The organism is Kitasatospora xanthocidica (genome assembly GCF_014656195.1).
GTDB lineage: Bacteria > Actinomycetota > Actinomycetes > Streptomycetales > Streptomycetaceae > Kitasatospora > Kitasatospora xanthocidica.
Genome location: NZ_BNBY01000012.1, coordinates 128,802 through 154,275, shown reverse-complemented (window position 1 = coordinate 154,275; position 25,474 = coordinate 128,802). Strand labels below are relative to the sequence as shown.

At 73.3% G+C, this 25,474-nt stretch carries 23 protein-coding genes; 9 read left to right on the top strand and 14 right to left on the bottom strand.

Annotated features, from left to right (window positions below; genetic code table 11):
* Positions 1-64 precede the first annotated feature (64 nt).
* Positions 65-1,156, bottom strand: a complete 1,092-nt coding sequence (locus IE332_RS22425) for an LLM class flavin-dependent oxidoreductase (RefSeq protein ID WP_189919328.1) — start codon at positions 1,154-1,156, stop codon at positions 65-67.
* A gap of 635 nt (positions 1,157-1,791) precedes the next feature.
* On the opposite strand from IE332_RS22425, the gene IE332_RS22420 reads away from it, so the two are divergent.
* Positions 1,792-2,379 carry a DedA family protein gene (locus IE332_RS22420; protein WP_229928830.1) on the top strand — a complete coding sequence of 196 codons (588 nt, stop codon included), beginning with the start codon at positions 1,792-1,794 and terminating at the stop codon, positions 2,377-2,379.
* A 477-nt stretch (positions 2,380-2,856) separates the two neighbouring features.
* Positions 2,857-4,140 carry a polysaccharide deacetylase family protein gene (locus IE332_RS22415; RefSeq protein WP_189919324.1) on the top strand — a complete coding sequence of 428 codons (1,284 nt, stop codon included), beginning with the start codon at positions 2,857-2,859 and terminating at the stop codon, positions 4,138-4,140.
* 107 nt (positions 4,141-4,247) lie between these two features.
* On the opposite strand, the gene IE332_RS22410 is transcribed toward IE332_RS22415, so the two are convergent.
* The 6 genes from IE332_RS22410 to IE332_RS22385 form a co-directional block, all read right to left on the bottom strand.
* Entirely contained in the window at positions 4,248-5,183 is a 936-nt protein-coding gene (locus IE332_RS22410) for an alpha/beta fold hydrolase (protein WP_229928809.1), read from the bottom strand.
* Positions 5,180-6,265, bottom strand: a complete 1,086-nt coding sequence (locus tag IE332_RS22405; protein ID WP_189919322.1) for a branched-chain amino acid ABC transporter permease — start codon at positions 6,263-6,265, stop codon at positions 5,180-5,182. The genes IE332_RS22410 and IE332_RS22405 overlap by 4 nt, the downstream gene beginning before the upstream one ends.
* A 248-nt stretch (positions 6,266-6,513) precedes the next feature.
* Positions 6,514-7,380 carry a branched-chain amino acid ABC transporter permease gene (locus tag IE332_RS22400; RefSeq protein ID WP_189919321.1) on the bottom strand — a complete coding sequence of 289 codons (867 nt, stop codon included), beginning with the start codon at positions 7,378-7,380 and terminating at the stop codon, positions 6,514-6,516.
* Complete coding sequence (locus tag IE332_RS22395) at positions 7,380-8,144, bottom strand: ABC transporter ATP-binding protein (RefSeq protein ID WP_229928829.1); 765 nt, start codon at positions 8,142-8,144, stop codon at positions 7,380-7,382. Before IE332_RS22395 ends, IE332_RS22400 begins: the two co-directional genes overlap by 1 nt.
* Positions 8,145-8,233: 89 nt before the next feature.
* Entirely contained in the window at positions 8,234-8,974 is a 741-nt protein-coding gene (locus tag IE332_RS22390; protein WP_229928808.1) for an ABC transporter ATP-binding protein, read from the bottom strand.
* Positions 8,975-9,075: 101 nt separating this feature from the next.
* Entirely contained in the window at positions 9,076-10,347 is a 1,272-nt protein-coding gene (locus tag IE332_RS22385) for a substrate-binding domain-containing protein (RefSeq protein ID WP_189919315.1), read from the bottom strand.
* Between the two features lie 413 nt (positions 10,348-10,760).
* Between IE332_RS22385 and IE332_RS22380 the strand changes: the two genes are divergently transcribed.
* From IE332_RS22380 to glxA, 4 genes are all read left to right on the top strand, one after another.
* Positions 10,761-11,522: a CoA transferase subunit A gene (locus tag IE332_RS22380; RefSeq protein WP_189919313.1), complete on the top strand. Its 762-nt coding sequence runs from the start codon at positions 10,761-10,763 to the stop codon at positions 11,520-11,522.
* Positions 11,523-11,526: 4 nt separating this feature from the next.
* Complete coding sequence (locus IE332_RS22375; RefSeq protein ID WP_189919311.1) at positions 11,527-12,321, top strand: 3-oxoacid CoA-transferase subunit B; 795 nt, start codon at positions 11,527-11,529, stop codon at positions 12,319-12,321.
* 476 nt (positions 12,322-12,797) lie between these two features.
* Complete coding sequence (locus tag IE332_RS22370; protein ID WP_229928807.1) at positions 12,798-14,996, top strand: glycosyltransferase family 2 protein; 2,199 nt, start codon at positions 12,798-12,800, stop codon at positions 14,994-14,996.
* A gap of 13 nt (positions 14,997-15,009) precedes the next feature.
* Positions 15,010-16,941 carry a radical copper oxidase GlxA gene (glxA, locus tag IE332_RS22365; RefSeq protein WP_373313794.1) on the top strand — a complete coding sequence of 644 codons (1,932 nt, stop codon included), beginning with the start codon at positions 15,010-15,012 and terminating at the stop codon, positions 16,939-16,941.
* Between the two features lie 101 nt (positions 16,942-17,042).
* On the opposite strand, the gene IE332_RS22360 is transcribed toward glxA, so the two are convergent.
* The 5 genes from IE332_RS22360 to IE332_RS22340 all read right to left on the bottom strand — a co-directional run bounded on the left by IE332_RS22360 (position 17,043) and on the right by IE332_RS22340 (position 22,134).
* Complete coding sequence (locus tag IE332_RS22360; RefSeq protein WP_229928806.1) at positions 17,043-18,212, bottom strand: glycoside hydrolase family 6 protein; 1,170 nt, start codon at positions 18,210-18,212, stop codon at positions 17,043-17,045.
* 179 nt (positions 18,213-18,391) lie between these two features.
* A complete protein-coding gene (locus IE332_RS22355; protein ID WP_229928805.1) occupies positions 18,392-19,120 on the bottom strand; it encodes a uracil-DNA glycosylase in 729 nt (242 codons plus the stop codon).
* Between the two features lie 78 nt (positions 19,121-19,198).
* Entirely contained in the window at positions 19,199-20,383 is a 1,185-nt protein-coding gene (locus tag IE332_RS22350) for a low temperature requirement protein A (protein ID WP_229928804.1), read from the bottom strand.
* Positions 20,384-20,541: 158 nt separating this feature from the next.
* Positions 20,542-21,321 (bottom strand): HAD-IIA family hydrolase, encoded by a 780-nt coding sequence (locus IE332_RS22345; protein ID WP_189919306.1) that lies wholly within the window; start codon positions 21,319-21,321, stop codon positions 20,542-20,544.
* Between the two features lie 177 nt (positions 21,322-21,498).
* Positions 21,499-22,134, bottom strand: coding sequence for a carboxymuconolactone decarboxylase family protein (locus IE332_RS22340; RefSeq protein ID WP_189919304.1), 636 nt, complete (start codon positions 22,132-22,134; stop codon positions 21,499-21,501).
* Positions 22,135-22,294: 160 nt separating this feature from the next.
* On the opposite strand from IE332_RS22340, the gene IE332_RS22335 reads away from it, so the two are divergent.
* Both IE332_RS22335 and IE332_RS22330 read left to right on the top strand, forming a co-directional pair.
* Positions 22,295-22,957 (top strand): MarR family winged helix-turn-helix transcriptional regulator, encoded by a 663-nt coding sequence (locus IE332_RS22335; RefSeq protein WP_189919302.1) that lies wholly within the window; start codon positions 22,295-22,297, stop codon positions 22,955-22,957.
* 98 nt (positions 22,958-23,055) lie between these two features.
* Complete coding sequence (locus tag IE332_RS22330; RefSeq protein WP_189919300.1) at positions 23,056-24,144, top strand: Gfo/Idh/MocA family oxidoreductase; 1,089 nt, start codon at positions 23,056-23,058, stop codon at positions 24,142-24,144.
* 157 nt (positions 24,145-24,301) lie between these two features.
* Here IE332_RS22330 and IE332_RS22325 read toward each other — a convergent pair whose 3' ends face one another.
* Entirely contained in the window at positions 24,302-24,724 is a 423-nt protein-coding gene (locus tag IE332_RS22325; protein WP_229928803.1) for a type II toxin-antitoxin system VapC family toxin, read from the bottom strand.
* Positions 24,717-25,001 (bottom strand): type II toxin-antitoxin system Phd/YefM family antitoxin, encoded by a 285-nt coding sequence (locus IE332_RS22320; RefSeq protein ID WP_189919298.1) that lies wholly within the window; start codon positions 24,999-25,001, stop codon positions 24,717-24,719. Before IE332_RS22320 ends, IE332_RS22325 begins: the two co-directional genes overlap by 8 nt.
* Before the next feature lie 168 nt (positions 25,002-25,169).
* Between IE332_RS22320 and IE332_RS22315 the strand changes: the two genes are divergently transcribed.
* Complete coding sequence (locus IE332_RS22315) at positions 25,170-25,463, top strand: DUF6412 domain-containing protein (RefSeq protein WP_229928802.1); 294 nt, start codon at positions 25,170-25,172, stop codon at positions 25,461-25,463.
* Positions 25,464-25,474: the final 11 nt, after the last annotated feature.

Below are 25,474 nucleotides of genomic sequence, written 5' to 3'. Positions count from 1 at the left end.
GGGCGTCGGGCCTTGGACTGCCGGGGCCCCGGGTGGTCGAGCCCCGGGTCGCCGGCGTCGGCCGTCAGGCGTCGGCGGTGAGGCCGTACGCCTCGGCGATCAGGCCGTAGGAGCGGAGACGTGCCTCGTGGCCGTGGATGTGCGAGGTGACCATCAGCTCGTCCACCCCGGTCCGCTTGCGCAGGGCCTCCAGTCCGTCGGCGACCCGGCCCGGGTCGCCGAGGACGACGTTGTCGAGCCAGCTGTCGACGAAGTCCGCCTCGGCCGGGCTGTACGGGTACTGCTCGGCCTCCTCCGGGGTGGGGATCGCGCCGGGGTTGCCTCGGCGCAGCCGGAGCATGCCGAGGGCCGCGGAGCGGGCGAGCCGGCGGGCCGAGGGCTCGTCGTCGGCCGCGACCGCGCTGACCCCGATCAGCGCGTACGGCTCGGCGAGCACCGCGGAGGGGCGGAAGGACGACCGGTAGAGGTCCAGGGCCGGGAGGGTGTTCGCGCTGCTGAAGTGGTGGGCGAAGGCGAACGGGAGGCCGAGGCGGCCGGCGAGCTGGGCGCTGAAGCCGGAGGAGCCGAGCAGCCAGATCGGCGGGCGGCCCTCGCCCTTGGGGACGGCGGTCAGCCGGGCGTAGGGGTGACCGGAGGGGAAGTCGCCGTCGAGGAAGTGGGTCAGCTCGGCGAGTTCCTGCGGGAAGTCGTCCGCGCCCTCGGCGTGGCCGCGGCGCAGCGCGCGGGCGGTGGCTGGGTCGGTGCCGGGGGCCCGGCCGAGCCCGAGGTCGATCCGGCCGGGGTGCAGGGCCTCCAGCAGGCCGAACTGCTCGGCGATGGCCAGCGGGGCGTGGTTGGGGAGCATCACCCCGCCCGAACCGAGTCGGAGCGTCGTGGTGTTCGCCCCGAGGTGGGCGAGCAGGACGGCCGGGGTCGAGCTGGCCACCCCGGGCATGCCGTGATGCTCGGCCACCCAGAAGCGGTGGTAACCCCACTGCTCGGCCTTGCGGGCCAGCGTGGTGGTGGCGGCCAGGGCCTCGGCGGGCGTGTAGCCGACGCCGACGGTGGCCAGGTCGAGGATGGAGAGCGGAGCGGGTGCCGTACCTCGGGCGGTGCCCCGGACCGCCGCGCCGACCGTCGGCGCGGTCCCGTGCTCCTGCTGGTCCTCGCTGGTCATGCCGTCCGCCCTTCTGGCCGTCCTTGAGCCGGCCTTCGTGTGGCGGCCGCACGGGCCCGGACGGCCCGGCGGTCGCTGCTGCCGACCGGGGTCAACCACGGCCGGGGGCCGACTGTTCCCGTCCGTGGGGTACCGGTCGTTCCAGGTCCGGGTACGTTTCGGCCATTCCTCTCCGTACTGCCGACCGCCCGTCCGCCTGACGGAGAGCCAGTGGGCGGACACGGTGAGCGACTTCGCACCGGTGTCGGGGCCTCCGGCGCCGAGGCTCGCGACGGGGGCCGGTGCGCGGCGGGCCGGCGACCAGGAGGGGACCGTACGGCCGGATCCCCGCGCCACCAGCAAGATCGTCGGGCCGGGACAGCTCCGAACGATCACTGCGAGCCCTCGGGGCGACACGTGCCCAGGGGGCTCGTCCGCCGTCCGGCGGCGCCCCGCCCTGCGGACGCCCCCTGTCCCATCCCTCCACCGCCGGTCGGCGCCCGCGCCCCGGCAGTCCGGCGGACGGCCGGAACCTGCGGTCGTGACCTGCGGCATACCGGGGTGCTTCAGGGCATGAAAAGTCGAGGCGCTAGCGTTGACCCCTACAGCCACCTGCTCGCTCGGGCGGCGTGGAGGGAGTAAGGGCCTTGAACTTCGTGGCGGCGATCGGATCCTCGTGGATCTGCGCCCTGGCTCTCGTTGCCGTACTCGGCGACGCCCTCCTCCCCTTCATCCCCAGCGGAACGCTGGTCATCCTGGCCGTGCTCAAGACGGCGCAGATCAACGGCGCCCCGCTGATGCTCGGCCTGGGCGTGGCGGTCGCCTCCTTCCTGGGCGACGTCCTGCTGCTCCACCTGGCACGGCGCGGCGCCCCGGTGCTGCACCGCAGACTCGCCCGGCGCCCCAAACTGGCGGCCAGCGTGGCCCGGGTCCAGGAGGCCCTGGTCGAACGCCCGCACGGCACGGCCGCCGCGATGGTGGTGATCGCGCGGTTCGTCCCCGCCGGACGAACCGTCCTCGATGTGGCCATCGGCCACTCCCCCGCCCATCCGCACCGATTCCTGCACTGGTCGGCGCTGGCGGCGCTGGTCTGGGCCGCCTACATCGTGACGCTGGGCTGGCTGAACAGCCACTGGTTCAACACCGCCTGGCTGAGCCTGGTGGTCTCCTGCGCCGCAGCCACCGCGATCAGTACCGCAATCGCGCGGATCGTGCGCCGCAACCGCCGGCTCGCCGCCCTCTGACCGACCCGGCCGGCCCCGGCCGGGTCGGCCCGCCCTGGCCGCCCTGGCCGCCCGCGCGGTTTCTCGCCCCTTCCCTCTCCCCCCTCTCCCCTTCCCTCCCCTCTTCCCCCTGCCTCGTCGCTCTCGCGCGCCCTTACCGCGCTTCGGGCCGCCCGGCCCATCAAGGGGCAAAAGTTTTCCCAAAAGGGCGATCAACCCGGCCGAACGCTGACGAACTGCCCCTGGAACCGGGCAGACCGCCGGTACCGTACTGCCCGGGCGACGAGGAGTGCGAAGCGTCACAGGACGGCAACAGACCCCGGATCCTTGCAGCCCAGCCGGACATACCCGGCGTGTTGAGAGTCGTCGGAGCTCGGCGACCTTGGTGGCCGCCGTAGCGACATGACATGCTAACGGCGGAATACTCATCAATTGCCCGATTTGACCGGTGCGGCTGCGGGCCGCCCCCACCACCGGCATCGGCACCCAGGGGAGACCATGACCAGCATCTCGCGCAGGACGGTGCTCAGTGCGACCGCTGCGACCGCGGCCCTCGGCGCGGTCGCGGCCTGCTCCAGCGGCGGATCCGGTTCGGGCCAGGGGTCCACCTCTCCGAGCTCCGGCGGCGGCGCGAGTTCCGCTCCGGGCGGCAGCACCGGCGATCCGACCCAGGCCGTGGTCCCCAAGGGCACCCCGATCGGTGACGGCTCCAACGCGGACACCGGCCCGCAGCCGAACCAGCCCAAGCCCGAGAAGCTCAAGCCCGGCGAGAAGCCGCCGCAGTTCGTGGTGTTCTCCTGGGACGGCGCGGGCGGCACCGACGACGGCCAGTTCCCCCGCTTCCTGAAGCTGGCGGAGCAGTACAAGGCCACGATGACCTTCTTCCTCTCGGGGATCTACACCCTGCCCAAGGGCAAGGCCGACCTGTACCACCCGCCGAAGCACTCGGTCGGCGCCTCCGACATCCCGTACCTGTCGGACGGCGCGGTCAAGAGCACCATCAAGCTCATCAGCCAGGCCTGGCTGGCCGGGCACGAGATCGGCACCCACTTCAACGGCCACTTCTGCTCCAGCCGCCCGGACAAGAACGGGGTCAACATGTGGACCCCGGAGGACTGGCAGAGCGAGATCGACCAGGCCATCGGCTTCGTCACCCAGTGGCGGACCAACACCGGCTTCACCGACGTCGACCCGCTCCCCTTCGACTACAAGAAGGAGCTCATCGGCGGCCGCACCCCGTGCCTGGAGGGGCAGAAGGCGCTGCTGCCGACCATCGCCAAGCTCGGCTGGAAGTACGACGCCAGTTCCTCGGGCGGCCTCCAGATATGGCCGCAGAAGGTGCAGGACGGCAAGGTCTGGGACTTCCCGCTGCAGTCCATCCCGTTCCCCGGGCACACCTTCCAGGTGCTGTCGATGGACTACAACATCCTGGCCAACCAGTCCAACGGCAGCACCAAGGGCGACCCGTCCAAGTACAACGACTGGCGCACCCAGGCCACCAACTCCTACCTGGCCGGCTTCGAGCGCGCGTACAACAGCAACCGGGCGCCGTTCTTCGTCGGCAACCACTTCGAGCAGTGGAACGGCGGCATCTACATGGACGCCGTCGAGCAGACGCTCAAGGCCGTCGCGAACAAGCCCGACGTCCGGCTGGTCTCCTTCAAGCAGCTGGTCGAGTGGCTGGAAGTGCAGGACCAGTCCACCCTGCGCAAGCTGCGCTCGCTCAACGTCGGCCAGGCCCCGGCGGGCGGCTGGGAGACCTTCCTCGGCACGGCCGGCTGACCTGTCGGGAGCGGTACGGCCGGCGGGGTGTCCGCACCCCACCGGCCGCCGTCGTCCCGGGCCCCACCGTCCCGGCCCCGCCGTCCCGTGCCGGCCGATCGGGCCGGCTATCCCGCGGCGGGGGCGTCCGCGAGCAGGCTGCGGACGATGCGGTCGGCCCCGGCCCCGCCCCAGAGGATCGAGTAGTGGTTGGTGTCCGGCACCGGTGAGGCCGGAACCCGTTCCGGGTCCAGCCGGGCCAGCCCGATCCGCCCGTGGTCGTAGAGGCCCTGCGGCTCGTCGAGCAGGCCGCGCTCCGCCCAGAGCAGTTCGGCCGGGCAGGGCAGTCGGTGCACCGCGGTGGCCGCCTCCTGGTCCAGGAGGACCTGGGCGCCGTCGGTCCGGACGGCCTCCAGTACGCAGGAGGAGCGCAGTTCGGGCGCCGAGCCGACGAGGTCGCGCTGCGTGTAGGCGTCGATCCCCTCGGACCACGCACCGGCGAAGGCCGGGTGCTTGCGCCAGAACTCCCGGTAGGCGTCACGGTCCGGGAAGGTCATGGACAACCGGGCCAGCGCGGGGCCGAGCACCGCCGCCAGGGCGTCCTCCTCCTGGACGGCCTCGGGCAGTGGGAACGTCACCGCACCGTCCACCAGCAGCACCCGGCGGACGAGTCCGGGGTGCCGGACGGCGGCCAGGGCGGTGACCCAGGCCCCCATGGAGTGGCCGACGAGCACGACGGGCCCCACGCCCAGGGCGGTGATCAGCGCGGCCACGTCGTCGGCGTGCCGGGCCAGCCCGTACGGTCCGGCGACCGAGCGACTGGCGCCGCGCCCCCGGAGGTCGGGGGCGATCAGGGTGACCCGCCCGGCGAGCCGGCGGGCGACCTCGTACCAGGCGAGGCCGTTGGCGGTGATGCCGTGCACCGCCACGACCGTCGGGGCCCCCGGCTCCTCGGCGGGCCAGCGCAGGACGGCCAGGTCCCCACCGGGCACGGGGACGGTCAACTCCTCCGGCTTCAACTCCTCCGGCTTCAACTCCTCCGGCTTCAACGGCGACTGGCTCACGCGGGAGTACCTCCGGTGGGACGGGCGGTCCGCACGCCGGCCGACGCGCGGACCGTGCGGGCGGATCGGGCGACGCGGACGCGGGCAGGCAGTCTAGCCAGGCCGCCGGGCAGCAGGTAGACCACGGCGACGAACAACGCGCCCAGCAGGAAGAGGGGTTGGGAGAGCGGCACGCGCAGCGCCGCGGGCAGGTCCGCGACGGCCGTCGAGTTGGCGAGGTCGCCGAGGCGGTGGCCCGCCCAGGTGTAGAGGACGCCGCCGAGCAGCGGCCCCCAGCGGGTTCCGGACCCGCCGAGGACGACCATGACCAGGAGCGCGAGCGTGGCGTCCGAGGTGGCGGCCTGCGGGGTGGCGCCGCCGGTCAGCAGCAGGTAGACCACCCCGCCCAGCCCGGCGAGCGCGCCGGACAGCACGAAGGCGACCACCTTGTAGCCGTAGGGGCGCAGTCCGAGCACCTCGACCCGGCGCTCGTTCTCCTTGATGCCCTCCCAGACCCGGCCGATCGGCGAGTTGACGGCCCAGTGGACCGTGGCGACCGTCAGCACCAGGTAGCCGACGGCGATCCAGTAGAGGTTGGCCGTGTTCTCGATCCCGAGCAGGCCGGAGGGAAGCAGGTCGGCCGGGGCCGAGCGCCCCTCCTCGCCGCCGGTGACACCACCGGGGTTGCGCTGGACGAGGATCGAGCCGGCCTGGGCGAAGGCGAGGGTGACCATGGAGAAGCCGATCCCGGTGACGCGCAGGCTCACCGAGCCGAGCAGCAGGGCCAGCAGCACGGTGCAGGAGACGCCGAACACCGCGGCGACGGCGAACGGCAGTCGCAGCTCCAGCATGCCGAGGTCGGTGGCGTAGAGGCCGGTCGCGAAGTAGAGCGCGTGGCCGAAGGAGAGCAGTCCGGTACGGCCGAGCAGGAGGTCGTAGCCGGTGGCGAGGGCCCCGTAGAGCAGGCACAGGGCGAGCAGTTGGAGACTTCCGGGGCTGCCGAGCGGGCCGTCGAGCAGTCCCGGGACGGGAAGCGCACTGTATGGGGCGACAAGGAGCGTGATCAGCAGGGCGATCGGCCACCAGCGTAGCGCTCTGTGCATCACTGTCCAGCGATTAGTGACTGATTCACCTGTTCGAGGGATGGCGCCGGGCTCGCGTGTGTGTTCACAATGGGTCTCGGCAAGGCTGGTGTCAGTCCCCCTTGCCACAGTGGCGGTGTCGGCGGAGCTGGTGTCAGTCCCCTCCGCGGACACGGTGGTCACGGCAGGGCCGGTGTCAGTCCCCCCTGTCGAGGCGGCGCCGCGGTCGGCCACGGGGCCACCGGTGCTCGTGATCGGCGTTTCGGCGCTCACGCGAGCCTCCCGGTGAGTCCACGGGGTCGGACCAGAAGCAGCACGGCGAGCAGGACGACGACCGAGAGGTCGCCGAGCCCGGCCCCGGTGTAGTAGTTGGCGAACTGCTGGACGAGGCCGACGCCCACCGAGGCGGCGGCGGCCCCGGTCACGGAGCCCATGCCTCCCATCACGACGACGACGAAGGCGAAGATGAGCAGGCCGGTCCCCTGGCCGGGATTGACCGAACCGAAGTAGAGGCCGCCGAGGGCGCCGCCGAGCGCGGCGGCCGCCCCGCCGATGGCGAAGACGAGGGTGAACGCCCTCCGGACGTCGATGCCGAGCGCCGTGACCATCGCCCGGTCCTCGACGCCGGCCCGGACGATCAACCCGTAGCGGGTGCGGGCGAGGAACAACCGAAGAGTGAGCAACAACAGCACAGCGGCAGCCACCAGCACGAAGCGGTTGACCGGGACGGTCGCACCGAACACGTGCCAGGTGCCGGACAGTAGGGCCGGCTGCGGGAAGGGGCGGGCGTCGGCACCCCAGATCCCCATGAGCAGGGCGGGTACGGCGAGCCCGACCCCGACGGTGGCGAGGATCTGGTCGCGTGGGCGGCTGTAGAGCGGCCGGATCAGGAAGAGCTCCAGCAGGACGGCGGCGACCGTCCCGACCAGGGTGCCGAACGGCACCGCGAGCCAGAAGGAGAGGCCGGCCTCGGCGCCGGCCCACCAGGTGGCGTACGCGCCGATGGAGAGCAGGGCGCCGTGCGCGAAGTTGAGCACGTCCATCAGACCGAAGATCAGCGACAGACCGGAGGCGACCAGGAAGTACAGCGCACCGAGACCGAGACCGGTACAGAAGAGGAGGACGACGGTGTCCATCAGGGCTTCACCTCCGTGGTGACGACAGGGGTGGCCGGGGAGGCGGCGGGCCGGGGCCCGCCGGCGAGCGGGTGACGGGAGCCGACGCCGAGCAGGCGGCGGGCGGCCTCCTCGTCGGCCAACAGCTCGGCGGTGTCCCCGCGGTGGGCGGTGCGGCCGTCGGCCAGGACGGCGCAGGTGCCGGCCAGCCGACGGACCAGGGCGAGGTTCTGCTCGACGAGGAGGACGGGCACGGCCTCGGCCGCACGCGCCAGCACCTCGGCCACCTCGGAGACGATCTTCGGCGCCAGGCCCTTGGTGGGCTCGTCGGCGATGATCAGCCGGTTGCGGTTGAGCAGCGTCCGACCGATCGCCACCATCTGCTGCTGGCCGCCGGAGAGCGTCCCGGCCAACTGTCCGGCCCGCTGCTTCAGTTCGGGGAAGAGCTCGTGGACGAGCGCGTAGTCCGGCTCGCCGCCCTCCTCCCCGCCACGGGCACCGCGCTCGGCGAGGCGGAGGTTCTCGGCGACCGTCAGGCCGGCGAAGATCCCTCGGTCCTCCGGCGCGTACCCGATGCCATGACGAACGACCAGATGCGTCGGAAGGGAGGAGAGTTCGGCACCTGCCAAGCGGACGGAACCGGTGCGCGGCACCAGGCCCATGACGGCCTTGACGGTGGTGGTCTTGCCCGCACCGTTGCGGCCGAGGAGCGCGGTGACCCCGGCGGGGGCCACGTCGAGGTCGACACCGTGCAGGATGTGCAGCCCGTCGATGACCACCCGCAGATCACGGACGGAGAGGAGGGGTTCGAGAGCCGACGACGTCGAGGCGGCCGCCCGCGGCGTGGAGGACGGAGAGGAGGGCAGCGAGGAGGTCACAGCGCCTCGCCCAGGTAGGCCTGCTGCACGGTCGGGTCGGCCATCACGGCCTCGGGGGTGTCCAGGGCGAGCAGGGTGCCGTGGTGCATCACCGCGAGCCGGTCGGCCAGGCCGAGCAGGACGTCCATGTGGTGTTCGACCATCAGGACGGTCCGGCCCAGGTCGCGGTGCACGGAGCGGATCAGCTCGGTGAGGGCGGGCACCTCCTCCGCGCTGACGCCGGCCATCGGCTCGTCCAGCAGGATCAGCCGGGGGTCGGAGACCAGCAGGACGGCCAGCTCCAGCTTGCGCTTCTCCCCGTGCGAGAGCGCACCGGCCGGGGCGTCCGCACGGTGGGTGAGGTCAGTGCGGTGCAGGGTGTCGGCCAGCTGCTCCTCGTAGCGGTCGGCGCGGCGCCAGAGCCGGTACGAGGCTCGCGGACCGGCCGCCGCCTGGGCGGCCAGGCGTACGTGGTCGGCGACCGTCATCCCCGGCCAGAGGGAGGAGGTCTGGAATGTGCGGCCGAGCCCCCGGCGGGCCCTGGCGTGCACCGTCTCGGTGGTGACGTCGGCACCGTCGAGCTGGAGGCGGCCGCGCGTCGCCGGGTAGATGCCGGAGATCAGGTTGAAGAGGGAGGTCTTGCCGGCGCCGTTGGGCCCGATGAAGGCGATGAACTCGCCCTCGCCGACGGAGAAGGAGACGTCCTCGACGATCGGCACACCGCGGACGGACCAGCCGAGCCCGTCCAGACTCAGCACCGGGGAGGAGGAACGCGAGGAGGACGCGACAGAAGACCCATCGGGAGACAGGGCAGGAGACACGGCAGGAGTGGAGGCGGTGCGGGCGGTGGGCATCGGGATCAGCCCGCCATCGGGGTGACCGGGGGCGCCACCTCGTCCGCGGTCAGGGTCTTCTCCACCGAGGGCTTGGCCGCGGCCGCGGTACCGGTCAGCCGGACCTGGAACATCGGCTGGAGGAGGGCGTGGTCCTCGGGACGGACCGTGGTCCTCCCCTTCACCCCGTCGAAGCTCCAGCCCTCCAGGGCCTTGACCAGGGCCGAGGTGTCGTCGGCGGAGCCGTGGCCGGCCTCGACGGCGTGCACGATCATCTGGGCGGCGGTGAAACCGTCCGGGGTGAAGATGTCGGGCTTCCCTCCGGCGGCCGTGACGGCCTCGACCATGGCCTTCTCGACCGGGGTGCCCGCGGCGCCGCCGAAGTAGTGGTTCAGGAAGGAGATCTTCTCGCCGGCCGGTCCGAACAACGGGTAGGAGGCGGCCAGGTCCAGGCCGGTGACGACCTTGGTGTCGGTGAAGACGTCCTGCTGGTTGAGCGCCGTCCACAGGGCCGAGGCGGTGTCGCCGGCCCAGGCGACGAACAGCAGGTCGGGTTTGGCGGTCTTGGCCTGGGTGGCGAAGGGGGTGAGGTCGGTGGCGCTCGGCGGGGCGAGCACCTGGTCGACCGTCGCCCCCTCGGCGCCCAGCACGGCCTTGACGGCGGCCACGTTGGCCTGCCCGAAGGCGTTGTCCTGAGCGAGCACGGTGACCTTCTTGCCCTTGGCGTCACCGACGAACGAGGCCGCGGTCCTGATGTCCTGGTAGGACTGGCGGCCGGAACGGAAGGTGTACGTGTTCAGACCGGTGACCTTGTCCGCGGCGGCCGGACCGCTGATGAAGAGCACCTTGTTCTGCGCGGCGATCGGGCCGACCTGGAGGGCCACGCCGGAGGCCGTGGAACCCGCCAGGACCTTGTAGCCCTTGCCGATCAGGTCCTTGGCGGCGGACACCGCCTTGGCCGGGTCGCCCGCGTCGTCCTGCTCCTCGACCTCGATCTTGTGCCCGTCGACCGCGCCGGTGCCCTTGGTCGCGTAGCTCAGGCCGGCCTTGAAGCCGTCCAGGTACTGCTTGCCGTAGGCGGCCAGCGGTCCGGTCTTGGAGTACACCAGGCCGACCTTGACCGGGCCCTTGCCACCGCCGTCCGCCGCACTCGTCCCGGCGGTGCCGGCCTTGGCGCAGCCTGCCGCGAGCAGCGCGCACGCCGCGAGCGCGGCGAGCTTCCGGGCCGGACCGCCGGTCAGGGACTCGCCCGGGCGGGCGCCGGAGGCGGTCCTGGTGAGGGCTGTCGAGCTGCGCATGGTGACCGACTCCTGAGGTGCGGCGGGGTGGATGCCGGAACCGTAGGTGTGCGGTGGGAACAGCGACATGTGGCCGGACGACGCATCAGCCCGATGTGTTGTGGCCCCGGCCGACATACCACCGCTCCGGCACCGCCTTCCGGCCGGTCGGGTGTGGGTCGCCGCCATGGGTCCGCGTCGGCCCATGGCGGAGGCCGCCATGGCTGGGACGGCCCGCGCCCGGTGACGGTGGAGGCAGTGCGCCGGTGGCCTCGGACGGACCCGCGAGCCGCGGGCCGGGCATGCCCTGCCACCGCGCACGCTCACCGCCCTTCCACCCACCTGCCCTCCCGTCCTCCCGTACTCCCGCCCGTCCGTCCTCCCACCGCCCGCTCCCCTTCCCCCTTCCCTTCACTCCCTCACGAGGTGATCCCTTGGACAAGGTCCTGGACTCCCCCGCCGATGCCGTCGGGGACATCCCCGACGGCGCGGTGCTGGCCGTCGGCGGCTTCGGCCTCTGCGGCATCCCGAGCACACTGATCGGTGCCCTGGTGGACGCCGGTACCACCGGGCTGCGCGTGGTCTCGAACAACTGCGGGGTGGACGACTGGGGGCTGGGCCTGCTGCTACGGGCGGGCCGGATCGCCCGGATGACCTCCTCGTACGTCGGGGAGAACAAGGAGTTCGCCCGGCAGTACCTCGCCGGTGAGCTGGAGGTCGAGCTGACCCCGCAGGGCACGCTGGCCGAACGGCTGCGGGCGGGCGGTGCCGGCATCCCGGCGTTCTTCACCCCGGCCGGGGTCGGCACCCAGGTCGAGGAGGGCGGGCTGCCCTGGCGCTACGCGGCCGACGGCTCGGTGGAGCTGGCCTCTCCGCCCAAGGAAGTCCGGGAGTTCGGCGGTCGGCGGTACCTGCTGGAGGAGGCGATCACGGCGGACTTCGCGCTGGTCCGGGCCGAAGTGGCGGACCGGCACGGCAACTGCGTGTTCCACGCGGCCGCCCGCAACCTCAACCCGCTCTGCGCGACGGCGGGCCGGATCACCCTGGTCGAGGCGGACCGGATCGTCGAGCCGGGCGAGCTCCCGCCGGACGCCGTGCACCTGCCCGGGGTGTACGTCGACCGGGTGGTGGCCGCCGACCCCGAGGACCGTCGCATCGAGCGCCGGACCGTCCGCCCCGCACGCCAGGAGTCCTGAACCGATGCCCACGTCCGCAGCCGTACCCGCCCCCGCGCCTGCCCCCGCACGGTCCGGCCCCACCCCCGCGCGGTCCGGCCCCACCCTCGCACGGTCCGGCCCCACCCCCGCACGGTCCGGCCCCACCCTCGCACGGTCCGGCCCCACCCCCGAAGCCCCCGATGCCTTCGACCCGCGCAACGCCCTGGCCGCCCGCGCCGCACGGGAGTTGCGCGACGGGCAGTACGTGAACCTGGGGATCGGCCTGCCCACCCTGATCCCCAACCACCTCCCACCCGGCGTCGAGGTGGTGCTGCACTCGGAGAACGGCATCCTCGGCGTCGGCCCCTACCCCGAGGAGGGCGCCGAGCACGCCGACCTGATCAACGCCGGGAAGGAGACGGTGACGGTCGCCCCCGGCGCCTCGTACTTCGACTCGGCCTTCTCCTTCGGCATGGTCAGGGCCGGCCGGATCGACGTCTCGGTGCTCGGCGCGATGCAGGTGTCGGTCGCCGGGGACCTCGCGAACTGGACGGTCCCCGGCAGGACGGTCAAGGGCATGGGCGGTGCGATGGACCTCGTGCACGGCGCCCGCCGGCTGATCGTCGTGATGGAGCACACCGCCCGGGACGGCTCGCCGAAGATCGTCGAGGAGCTGTCGCTTCCCGCGACGGGCCGGCGGGTGGTGGCCCGGATCGTCACCGATCTGGCCGTGGTCGACGTGACCCCCGAAGGGCTGCGCGTGGTGGAGACGGCGCCGGGCGTGGGGTTCGCCGAGGTCCAGGCGGCGACCGGCGCCACCCTGCTGCCGCCGCGCTGAACCCAGCCGGAACCACCGGAACCAGCGCACGGAACCACCGGTCGGAACCAACGGCCGGATCGCCCTTCGGGATTGGTCCGGCCGTTCTCCATGCCGAATTCGCCGCAATAGCATCAGTGCCCGCCATATTGGCCGAGAACCGCGTCACCGTCACACTCAGGCGGTGATCATTGCCCGCAACGGTTGCCATCGCCGTTACGCTCCGGGAGAGTTGAGGATGCAAAGGGTCCCGCGCACCCGGAGGGGAAGACTGGAAGTGCGCCGGGGTCCCGCATTCGAGACCGCCGCACGGGCGCACGACCAGACGGGTCGTACACACTGGATGTGCGGGACAACAGCCCCGGAAACTGCCGGAGAACCGCAGTTCAGGGGGCGGTGTTCCACCCGGACGGCGCCAGGTCCGGCCCTGCGGAGCGAAGCGGGGCCGGGCAGAGCCGAGCAAGCGAAGCAAGGCGCGAATTCCGGGGGGAGCACTCATGACCATGCCGTTCGCACGACGCAAGGGCGTCGGAACGGCCCGCGGGCGAGGTACCGGGCGACTCGACGAGAGCGCCCTGAGCGAGTTACCCATACCCGAAGCCCCGTACGACTACGGCCACTTCAGCCGCCTCGCCGGTCCGGCGCACGACCCGGACGAGGACGACGACCTCGGCGGCGGGGTCTACCGCCCCGAGCCGGCCACCCACCACCCCGCGCCGGACACCGGCCCCACCCCGGGCACCCACCCCACCGCCCAAGCGCCCTGGCCACAAGCACCCGGGGCCCTGGCTCCCCTGACACAAGCTCCCCGGCCCCGGCCCGAGTCCCAGCCCGAACCCCCGGCACCCCAGCCCGACCTCCCGGTGCCCCTGCCCGACCTCCCGGCGGAGCCCTACCGCGTCCGGTACCGCAGCCTGTTGCGCCGCGAGCCGCACCGGATCCGCGCCGCCCTGCTGATGCTGGCCGCCCCCGTCGTGGAGGCGGTGCTGCTGATCTGGCTGCTGCTGCCGGAGCACTGGCCGGAGCGGCTGGACGAGACGAACGTCCTGGTACTGCTCGGCGACAAGGTGATGATCGGGATCATCGCGGTGGTCGAGCTGTTCCGGCTGGTCAACGTGGTCTCCAACACCCATGCGACGCTGGTCGCCCGCGACCCGGTCCCGGTGACTCCGCAGCCGGGCACCCGGGTCGCCTTCCTCACCACCTGCGTGCCGGGCAAGGAGCCGCCGGAGATGGTCCGGGCCACGCTGGCCGCGGCCCGCGCGGTGCGGCACGAAGGACCGTACGACGTCTGGCTGCTGGACGAAGGAAACGATTCTGCAATGCGGACGCTCTGCGCCGAGCTGGGCGTCCGCCACTTCACCCGCGCGGGCCGGCCGCACTGGAACCGCCCCGAAGGCCGCTTCCGGGCCGGGAGCAAGCACGGCAACTACAACGCCTGGCTCCAGGAGCACGGCGACGAGTACGACTTCTGGGTCTCCGTCGACACCGACCACGTCCCGCTGCCGGACTTCTGCGAGCGCATGCTCGGCTACTTCCGCGACCCCGACGTGGCATTCGTGGTCGGCCCCCAGGTGTACGGGAACTACCGCAGCTCGGGTTCGGCCGTCACCAAATTCGCCGAGAGCCAGCAGTACCTCTTCCACGCCCTCATCCAGCGTGCCGGAAACCGTTACGGCGCGCCCATGTTCGTCGGCACCAACAACGCCGTCAGAATCCGCGCGCTCCAGTCGATCGGCGGGTTGTACGACTCCATCACCGAGGACATGGCGACCGGCCTGGAGTTCCACCGGAGCCGAAACCCGGAGAGCGGAGAACGCTGGAAGTCCGTGTACACCCCGGACGTGCTCGCGGTCGGCGAAGGCCCGTCCTCCTGGACCGACTTCTTCTCCCAGCAACTGCGCTGGAGCCGGGGCACCTACGAGACCCTGCTCACCCGGTACTGGCGGGTGCTCTGGCAGCTGTCGCCGGGCCGGCTGCTCAACTACTCGCTGATGGTGCTCTTCTACCCGATGGCCGCGCTCACCTGGCTGCTCGGCGGTGTGTCCAGCGTGCTCTACCTGGGCTTCGGCGCCTCGGGCGTCCACGTCTCGTCCGAGCTCTGGATGATGCTCTACAGCGACGCCGCCGCGCTCCAACTCCTGCTCTACACCTGGAACCGCAAGCACAACGTGAGCCCGCACGAGCCGGCCGGCTCCTCCGGGGTGGCCGGGATGATGATGTCGGCCCTCTGCGGCCCGATCTACGCGGCCTCGCTGCTGCAGGCGCTGGTGCGCCGCCGCAGCCGCTTCGAGGTGACGCCGAAGGGCCGCTCGGCCAGCACCGACCGGCTCACCACCTTCCGCTTCCACCTGTTCTGGACCCTGGTCCTCGGCGGGGCGATCGCCGCCTCCTACGTCACCGGCTACGACCACGTGGCGATGCGGGCCTGGGCCTGGATCGCCCTGGCGCTGACCCTCCTGCCGCTCCTGATCTCGGCCGGTGACGCCGTACGCCGCCGCCGGACCCGGCCCACCGCCACCCTCACCGTCACCGGCGGCCCGGCGGCTCCGGGGGTCCTCCTGGAGAAGCGCCGCCCGCGCCACGCCCGCGACCCCCGGGCCCCGCACCACACCCCGCACACCCCGCAAGCCCAACGGGCCCCACAGACCCTCCCCGAACCCGACCGGGCCGAGAGCGGCACCCCCATCCACTGAGGGAGCAACCACCGTGAGGATCCACAAGACCGGCCGGACCAAGCGCTTCGCCCTCGGCAGCACCGTCGCGCTCACCGTGGCCGGGATGAACGCGCCGGCCGTCCTCGGCTTCGCGTCCGAGCAGTACCACCACTACGTGATCAACCGCCCCGAGTACAAGGCGCAGTACGGCCACTGGCAGACGCTGACGCTGCCCGCCGAGTTCCGGGTCAACGCCGTCCACGCGACCCTGCTGCGCACAGGCAAGGTCCTGATCGTGGCCGGCTCCGGCAACGACGAGAAGCAGTTCGGCGCGGGCACCTTCAAGAGCCTGCTGTGGGATCCGGCCCGGAACACCTACAAGCTGGTCCCCACCCCGGCCGACATGTTCTGCGGCGGTCACACCTCGCTGCCCGACGGCCGGGTCCTGGTGGCCGGCGGCACCCAGCGGTACGAGAAGCTGGCCGGCGCGGTGAAGCGGGCGGCCGGCGTGATGCGGGTGCGCAACGAGAGCCCCGAGCGGGCCCGGACCTTCCCGAAGGGCACCGTCTTCGTCGCCGCGAACGGCCGCGAGTACGCCACCACCGTCCCGGTGACCGTCCCGGCCGCGACGAAGACCGGCTCCGGCCAGCAGACCGTCGTCGCCGCCGGCGAGCAGCACGTGTTCGTGGAGGCGGTCGGCACCGGTCCCGAGTACGTCGCCGCCTCCTCCGCCCAGTACCGGATCAAGGGCCTGAGCGGGACCGACGCCCACAACCTGTACGGGCAGAGCGACAAGCTGACCCTGGACAAGCAGGAGTACCAGGGCATCCGCGCCGCCTTCGAGTTCAACCCGGACACCGAGCTGTACGAGCCGGTCACCGACATGACGTACGCCCGCTGGTACCCGACGCTGACCGGGCTCGGCGACGGCCGGGTGGTCACCGTCTCCGGGCTGGACGACACCGGGGAGATCCTCGACGGCAACGACAACGAGGTCTACGACCCGAGGACCAAGTCCTGGGCGAAGGCGCCCGACCGCTACTTCCCGACCTACCCGGCGATCTTCCTGACCGCCTCCGGCAAGCTCTTCTACTCGGGCTCCAACGGCGGCTACGGCCCCGCCGACAAGGGCCGCGAACCCGGCGTCTGGGACCTGTCCACCAACGCCTTCCAGCCCGTCCCCGGTCTGCGCGACCCGGGCCTGACCGAGACCTCCTCCTCCGTGCTGCTGCCGCCCGCGCAGGCCCAGAAGGTGATGGTCCTCGGTGGCGGGGGCGTCGGCGAGTCGCCGCTGTCCACGGCCCGCACCGACATCGCCGACCTGGCGGCCGCCGTACCCGCCTTCACCCCGGGGCCGGACCTGCCGGCCGGCGGTACCCGCTACCTCAACAGCGTGATCCTCCCGGACGACACCGTCTTCACCACCGGCGGTTCCAGCGGCTACCGCGGCCGCGGCGACAGCGACCTGCTCAAGGCGCAGGTGTACCACCCGGACACCAACGGCTTCACCCCTGTCGCCGAACCGACCGTCGGCCGCGACTACCACTCGGAGGCGCTGCTGCTGCCGGACGGGCGGGTCGCCGTGCTCGGCTCCAACCCGCTCTTCGCCGACAAGGCCGAGACCCAGCCGGGCGGCTTCGAGCAGCGCATCGAGATCTACACCCCGCCCTACCTCTACCGCGGCGACCGCCCGCGGGTGGACGCCGCCCCGCAGGCGGCGAAGCTCGGCGGCACCGTCCGGGTCGGCACCTCCCGGCCGGACGCGGTCGCCACCGCCAAGCTGATCCGGCCCAGTTCGGTCACCCACGTCACGGACGTCGAGCAGCGCTCGGTGGCCCTGGACATCACCGGGCGGACGGCGGACGGGGTCTCGCTCGCCCTCCCCGCCAACCCCAACCTGCTGCCGCCGGGCTGGTACATGCTGTTCCTCACGGACGCCGCCGGCACCCCGTCCGTCGCCCGCTGGATCCAGGTCACCGGCTGAGGACCGGCCACCGCGAGGTCGACCCCGGCGCCAGACACCCGGCGCCCGACACCCGACACCCGACACCCGACACCGGCGGCGGGCGCGGGCCCGGGGCGGCGTCAGCGCGCCGCCTGCGCCAGCCCCAGCGCGTACGGCAGCCAGAACTCGCCCGCCCGGGGCTCGCCGCGGCCGCAGTCGCCGTCCGACTCCCCCGGGTTCTTGATCCACAGGTAGGCGTCCACCCCGGGCCGGCCCGTCTCGGCGGTGGGCCGCTCGCCGAGCGCGCGCCCGGGCGGGTTGCACCAGGAGTCGCCGCCCAGCGCGCCGTTTCCGCTGCGGCTGGTGTCGATCACGAAGCGCTTCCCGCCCAGTGCGGCGGAGAGCCGGGCCCCGTACGCCACGTTCCGGTCGGTGTCGTAGAAGTTGGCGACGTTCACGGCGAAGCCGTCCGCGGCGGCGATGCCCGACTTGCGCAGGGCGCCGGCCAGCTCCTCCGGGTCCTGCGCCCAGCCCGGGTTGCCCGCGTCCAGGTAGACCCGGACGTTCGGACGCTTCTTCAACTCCTGGACGGCGAAGGCCAGCAGGCCGTACCGCTCGGCCGCCAGGTCGCCCTTGACGCCGCAGGTGTCCAGGGTGTGCGCGACGGCGTCCGGCTCCAGCACCACCCAGGCCTTGCGGTCGCCCAGGGCCTGCGCGACGTCGGTGATCCAGGCCCGGTAGGCGGCGGCGTCGGAGGCACCGCCGGCCGAGTACTGGCCGCAGTCCCGGTGCGGGATGTCGTACGCGACGAAGACCGCCGTCCGGCCCGCCTCGGCGGCCCGGCGGCTCACCTGCTCGGCGATCTGCCGGGCGCCCTGCTCGCCGAGCCACTGCGAGGAGGGCTGGGCGGCGATCCGCAGCAGCGTGTCGGCCTCCGCCGTGCGGCCCTGGCCACGCAGCGCGGTCACCTGCCGGGCGGCGTTGGTCTGGTCGGAGACGTAGAAGGCCTGCCCGGGCAGTTGGGCGAGACCACCGGGCCCGGTGGCCGGGCCCGCTCCGTCGCCCCCGCTGCCGGCAGCAGAGCCGGAGCCGGTACCGGAGCTGGAGCCGGTACCGGAGCCGGTACCGCCGGCAGCAGCCGTGGCGGCGGCCGAGGAGCCCGGTCCCGGGCCCTTGCCGCCCCCGTCGGCGCCCCCGTCCGCGCCGCCGCACCCGGACACCGCCACCAGCACCCCGGCCAGCGCCGCCCCCACGGCCCAGCGCGGGGCCCCCGCCCACCGAAACGCCCTCGTCCGCCCCAGCCCGTGCACGTACCGCCCCTCCCAGGACCGGTCCGGCGACCGGTCGGCACCAGCTAAGCACACCCGGCACCGGCCGCCGGCAGCCGACGGTGAACGGCAAGTGGCCGTGGGCGAACGGGAGATCGACCCCGTCCGGCCCACGGCCACCCGGCGCTCCGGCCCCGCTCGCGGCGGGACCGGAGCGGCCCTCAGCCCTGCTTCAGGTCGGGCACCCGCCAGTCGATCGGCTCACCGCCGAAGCCGTCCAGCGCGGTGTTGATCTGCGAGAACGGACGGCTGCCGAAGAACAGCTTCGCGGACAGCGGCGACGGGTGCGCGCCCTGCACCACCACGTGCTTCTCGGTGTCGATCAGCGGCAGCTTCTTCTTCGCGTAGTTGCCCCACAGCACGAAGACCACCGGCTCCTCGCGCTCGCTCACCGCCTTGATCACCGCGTCGGTGAACTTCTCCCAGCCCTTCGCCTTGTGCGAGTTGGCCTCGTGGGCGCGGACCGTGAGCACTGCGTTGAGCAGCAGCACGCCCTGCTCGGCCCAGTGCATCAGGTAGCCGTTGTCCGGGGCCGGGATGCCCAGGTCGGCGTCCAGCTCCTTGAAGATGTTGCGCAGCGACGGCGGCGTCCTGGTGCCCGGCAGCACCGAGAAGCTCATGCCGTGGGCCTGGCCGTTGTCGTGGTACGGGTCCTGCCCGAGCACGAGCACCCGGACCTTCTCGTACGGCGTCGCCTCCAGCGCGGCGAACTCCTGGCCGCTCGGCGGGAAGACCTCGTGCTCCGCGCGCTGGGCCGCCACGAAGGCCGCCAGCTCGGCGAAGTACGGCTTCTCGACCTCGGCGCCCAGCACCCCGCGCCAGGACTCGGGCAGCTCCAGCCCGCCGCCCGCGCCGGCCTCGACCACGCCCGCCTCGACCGTGTCCGTCACGACATCTACCTCCCACACCGCGGCTGCTGCGCCGCACGCCCTCTTTCACCCCGAACGCTACACAGGCCCACCGACAACTCACTCCCCCGGAGCGGCAGCGGCCTCCGGCGCGGGAACCCGAGCGGCGGCCTCCGGCACGGGGACCCGGGCGGCGGCCCGGGCGGCGCGCTCCACCCGGAGGTGCTCCAGCACGTTGAGCGCCACCAGCAGTACGGCCAGAACCACCAGCACCACCAGCGCCGGCAGCCGCACCATCGCGGGCAGCAGCGCCAGCACCACCGCCGCCGCCGCGATCCGGGTCGTCGCGACCTGGCGGAACATCATCCAGCGGGTGTACCCGAAGGTCAGCAGGTACAGCCCGCACCCGCCGTACAGCAGCGTCACCGACCCCGGGCCGAGCGCCCGCCCCGGGTCCGCGACCGTCTCCCCGAAGCCGACCGCCACCCCGATCACCCCGGCGACCAGCGCCAGGTGCCCGTACTGGAAGACCCGCCGGACCATGTCCCGGCGCGAGTCGGCGATCACCACCGCGTGCCGCATGGCGTCCGCCGCGAACACGAAGTACTGCCACCACAGGCCCGCCGAGATGGTGAACGCGACCGCCACGGCGGCGAGTTCGGCCGCGTCCAGCCGGGCGGAGGCCGCCGTGCCGCCGATCCCGACGATCGACTCCCCGAGCGCCACCAGCAGGAACAGCGCGAACCGCTCCGGCATGTGCGCCGGGTGGTAGGCCACCTTCGCGAGCCGGCGCCGGAACACCAGCGGCGCGCCCAGGTCGCAGAGCGAGGCCGCCGCCCACAGGGCCAGCCGCGGCCCCTCCGGCAGCAGCCCGCCGGCCACCAGCAGCGGCCCGCTGACCAGCACGCCCACCCCGTACGGGCCGCGCCAGACGCCCGGGATCCGGACCAGCAGGAGCAGCAGCACCACCCGGGCCAGCCAGTACGCGGCACCGAGCAGCACGCCCCGCCCGCCGTACGCGCCCGGGACGGCGAGGGCCATGAACAGGCCGGTCAGGCCGACCAGCAGGATGCCCAGGCGGTCCCGCAGGTTGTCCACGTCCCGGATGTTGGCCTGCACGGTGGTGCCCACCCAGCACCAGTACACCGGCACGAAGACCACCAGCGCCCGGACCAGTCCGGCCGCGTCGTGGTGGTGGTGCAGCAGGCCGGAGACCTGGGTGATGGCGAAGACGAAGACCAGGTCGAAGTAGAGCTCCGCCCAGGTGACCCGCTTCTCCTCCGGGCCCTCCGACTCCGGACTCACCCGTTCCGGGCCCCCCGACCCCAGGCCCGTCACCTCCAGGCCCGGTGACTCCCCCGTCGTGCTCATCCGCGCATTGCCTCCCCGCAAGCCGAAAACGTACGAATCGGGCCCCGCCCCGGCGAACGGCCGGAACGGGGCCCACGACAGCACCGCAGAGGCTAGACCAGCTCGACCAGGTCCGCGATCGACTTCACCACGCGGGTCGGCCGGTACGGGAAGCGCTCCACGTCGGCGGCGGCGGTCAGGCCGGTGAGCACCAGGATCGTCTCCATGCCGGCCTCCATGCCCGCGACGATGTCGGTGTCCATCCGGTCGCCGATCATCACGGCGGTCTCGGAGTGGGCGCCGGCGGTGTTCAGCGCCTCGCGCATCATCAGCGGGTTGGGCTTGCCGACGAAGTACGGCTCGACGCCGGTCGCCTTGGTGATCAGCGCCGCGACCGAGCCGGTGGCCGGCAGCACGCCCTCGGTGGAGGGGCCGGTCTCGTCCGGGTTGGTGCAGATGAACCGGGCGCCCTGGTTGATCAGCCGGATCGCCTTGGTGAGCGCCTCGAAGGAGTAGGTGCGGGTCTCACCGAGGACCACGTAGTCGGGGTTGTTGTCGGTCAGGACGTAGCCGGCCTGGTAGAGCGCGGTGGTCAGCCCGGCCTCGCCGATCACGTAGGCGGTGCCGTTCGGGCGCTGGCCCTTGAGGAACTTCGCGGTGGCCAGGGCGGAGGTCCAGATGCACTCCTCCGGCACCTCCAGGCCCATGCCGGCCAGGCGGGCGCTGAGGTCGCGCGGGGTGTAGATCGAGTTGTTGGTGAGGACCAGGAAGGGCTTGCCGGACTCCCGCAGCCTGCGCAGGAACTCCTCCGCCCCGGGGATCGGCGTGCCCTCGTGGATGAGGACCCCGTCCATGTCGGTCAGCCAGGACTCAATGGGCTTGCGGTCTGCCACGTGCGTGTCTCCCGGAATGTTGCAGCGTCTTGCGTCGTGCGAGGGCCCTGACGCGGCACAGCCTAATCCGCACACCTGGCCGACGGCAGTACGTCCCGCCCACCGGAACGGTGCCGGTGCCCCTCCCGCCGCGGTCGGCAGGGGCACCGGCACCGGGCGCGGGCCGGAACCGGCCGCCTAGCCGCGAACCGGGGCGGGCCCGGGCGCGGGCCCGGACGCGGACGCGGACGCGGGCGCGGGCGCGGGCCCGGACGCGGGCGCGGGCGCGGCCGCGGGCGCGGGCAGCGGGACGGCCGGGAAGTCGATCTCGGTCCGGCCGACCGAGTTGAACCAGTTGGTGAAGGAGTTCAGCGCGACCGCGCCCACGATCTCGCCGATCTCGCCGTCCCCGTAGCCGGCCGCGCGCACCTCGGCGAGGTCCTCGTCGGAGACGAAGCCCTTGCTGCGCAGGACGGCCCGGGCGAACCGCAGGGCCGCGGCCTCCTTCGGGTCGGCGGCCCCGGCGTGGCCGCCGGCCGCGAGGTCGGACGGGCTGACGCCCGCCTTGGCGCCCAGCACGTGGTGGGCGGCGTAGCAGTAGTCGCAGGCGTTCTCGACGGCGGTGACCAGGGCGATCTGCTCCCGCAGGCCGGCGCCGAGACGCCCCTTGGCCAGGGCGCCGCCGAAGGCCAGGTAGGCCTCCAGGACGGCGGGCGAGGAGGCCATGGCGCGCATCATGTTGGGCGTCACGCCGAGGGCCCGCTCGACCTTGTCGAGGAGGGCCTTGGCGGCGGGTTCGGCGGTCGCGGGGTCGACCGTGCCGAGTCGGGGCATGGCTGTGCTCCGTTCGCTTCGTTGGCAGTGCCAAGCGATTGTTGGCAGGGCCAAATATAGTTGGCACTGCCTAGAATGCAAGGGCGTCGAAGGACGCACGGCTCGCGGGCCGACCGAGGAAGCCGACCAGGGAAACCACCCAGAGGAGAGGACCGGACACATGGCCGACCCACTGCCCGGACTCTCCCCCGGCGAACAGCTGCTGCTCGGACTCACCCGGCTCGGCCAGGCCGTCCGCCTCAGCACCTGGCACAACACCGGCCCGGCCCGGCTCACCCCGCTCCAGGCCGACATCCTGCTGTTCCTGGCCGGCGACCGGCGGCCCCGCCGCCAGGGCGAGATCGTCACCGCGCTCGCCTCCACCGCGCCCACCGTCAGCGACGCCGTCCGCACCCTCGCCGGCAAGGAACTGGTGGACCGTCAACGCGACCGCGCCGACTCCCGCGCCGTCACCCTGACCCTCACCGACGCCGGCCGGGCCGAGGCCGAGCGCCTCGCCCAGGTCCCGCCGCCGCTCGGCGAGGCGCTCGCCGCCCTCGACCCGGACACCGTGGCCGCGATGCTGCGCGGCACCACCACGATGATCCGCACGCTCCAGCGCCACGGCGCCGTCCCGGTCTCCCGCACCTGCGTCACCTGCCGCTTCTACCGGCCCGACGCCCACCCCGAGGACCCGGACGCACCGCACCACTGCGACTTCGTCGACGCGCCCTTCGGCGACGGCAGGCTGCGGGTGGACTGCCCGGACCACGAGCCGGCGGTCTTCCCCGAGGCCCCGGGCGACCCGGCTGCCCCGGCCGACCCGGCCGACGCCCGCGGCTGACCCGGCGGCCCTCGCCCCGCCCCGGCCCCCACCTCCGCACCCTCCATACCGACGCCGAAACCGGGAGCAACCGGGCGCCTCGTGATTGAGTGGGCCGCATGAACCCGCAGACCTCCCACCGCCCGCTCGACCGGCCGCTGCGCGTCGGCCTGATCGGCTACGGCCTGGCCGGCTCGGCCTTCCACGCACCGCTGATCGCCACCACGCCGGGGCTGCGGCTGGACGCCGTGGTCACCGCCAACCCCGAGCGGCGCGAGCAGTTGCGGCGCGAGCACCCCGACGCCCGTGCCGTGGACACCCCCGAGCAGCTGCTCGCCGACCCGGACGCGCTCGACCTGGTCGTCATCGCCTCGCCGAACCGCACCCACGCCCCGCTCGCCGGCGCCGCCCTGCGGGCCGGCCTGGCCACCGTGGTGGACAAGCCGCTGGCGGGCACCGCCGCCGAGGCGCAGGAGCTGTGCCGGCTGGCCGAGGAGCGGGGCGTGCTGCTCTCGGTGTTCCAGAACCGGCGCTGGGACGGTGACTTCCTCACCGCCGGCCGGCTGGTGCGCGGCGGCGCGCTGGGCCGGGTGCACCGCTTCGAGTCCCGTTTCGAGCGGTTCCGGCCGAAGCCCAAGCCGGGCTGGCGCGAGCTGGCCGACCCGGCCGAGGTCGGCGGCACGCTGTACGACCTGGGCAGCCACCTGGTGGACCAGGCGCTCACGCTGTTCGGCCCGGTCGAGACGGTGTACGCGGAGATCGACGTGCGGCGCGACGGCGCGGTCGTGGACGACGACGCCTTCCTCGCCCTCACCCACGCCTCCGGCACCCGCTCGCACCTGTGGACCAGCGCCGTCACCCCGCTGATCGGCCCCCGGCTGCGGGTCCTCGGCGACACCGCCGGCTACGTCAAGGCGGGCATGGACCCGCAGGAGGCCGACCTGCGGGCCGGTCTGCGCCCCGACGGCACCCGCCCCTGGGGGGCCGACGAGCCCGCGCACTACGGCACCCTCGGGACCGACGAGTCGGCGATCACCCTGCCGACCGACCCGGGCGACTACCCCGCCTTCTACGCGGGCATCGCCGCCGCCCTCACCGACCCGGGCACCCCGCCCCCGGTCGACCCGCGCGACGCGGTGGCCACCCTCACCGTCCTGGAGGCCGCCCGCACCTCCGCCGCGACCGGGACGGCGGTCCGCCTGGCCTGACAGGCCGTCGCACGGCCCGTCGCTCCCCTCTCCCGACCCCACCGGGCCGGACGGCGCGCCCGTACGGATCGCGGTGGTGTGGCTCGGGCGGTCCCGGGCCACACCACCAGACCCCTGAACGACGACGACCCGGTCGGACAGGACGGAACCGCCGCCCTCACACCCCGATGACCTCCACCGCCGAGCCCAGCCCCCGGAAGTCCGCCACGTTGCGGGTGTACAGCGGCAGCCCGTGGGCGGAGGCCACGGCGGCGATCATCAGGTCGATCCGCCGCGGCCGCGGCTGCCGTCCGGCGGCGATGGTGAGGGTGACCAGCGTCCCGTAGCGGGCGGCGGCGGCCGCGTCGAAGGGCAGCGGGTCGAAGTCGGCCATCGCCGCGCCCAGCACCTCCAGCCGGGCCGCCCGGCTGGCCGGGTCGCGGGCCATCGACACGCCCTGCTGCAGCTCCGCGAAGGTGATCGCGGTCAGCTCCGGCACGGCCGGCAGGTCCGTCGGGTTGAGCAGCGCCAGGTCGATGTAGACACAGGTGTCCAGCACCCCGGCGGGCCGCCGCCGGGACGCCCTCCGGCGCTCAGCCACGTCGGCGCTCGAACGGGTCGTCGCGCTCGTCGCCCGCCAGCTCCTCGGGCCCGAAGTCCTCCTCGGCCTCCTTGCGCATCTGCTGGTAGTCCACCCGCGGCAGCTTCACGTGCCGCGCCACCAGCTCCTCCGCCGTGAGCCGCCGCCGCCCGGACACCGGCCGCAACTCCGCGACCTCGACCCCGTTCCTGGTGATGTGGAAGGTCTCCCCCGCCTCCACGGCGTCCATCACCGCGGCGGAGTTGTTCCGGAACTCCCGCTGGGAAATCGTCTTCATCCTCCCAAGGTAGCCCCGCGTAGCACCGATGGCTACACCCCCGCAAGGCCCCGCACGGTCCGGCAGTTCCGTAGGGGATTTCCCTGATGGAGGTGGGAACCCGGCGGGCCGTAGGATCGTCCTGCTTGTACGTCCGGTAGCCGGCGAGACACCGAGGGGGGAGTGGCCGTGACCGTTGTCGCGATGGTGCTGGGGCTGCTCCGGGTGTTGACCGGGGATCTGGTGGGCGGCGACGGGACTTGGGCCTCCGTGGCCGCCGTCGCGGCCGTGGCGCTGGTGGCCGGGGCGGTCGCCGGGGCGTTGGCGGGGGCTCGGCTCCTGGGTGCGCGGGCGCCGGCGGCGGTGCGCAGCGGGGTGCTGCGACGTCGGGCGTTCCGTACGGCGTTCCTTCCGCAGCGTGATCCGGATGCCCGGGGCCGGCGACGCCCCAGGGCGCCGGGGGCGGCCCTGGCGGCCGCGTAAGCCTTCGCAGT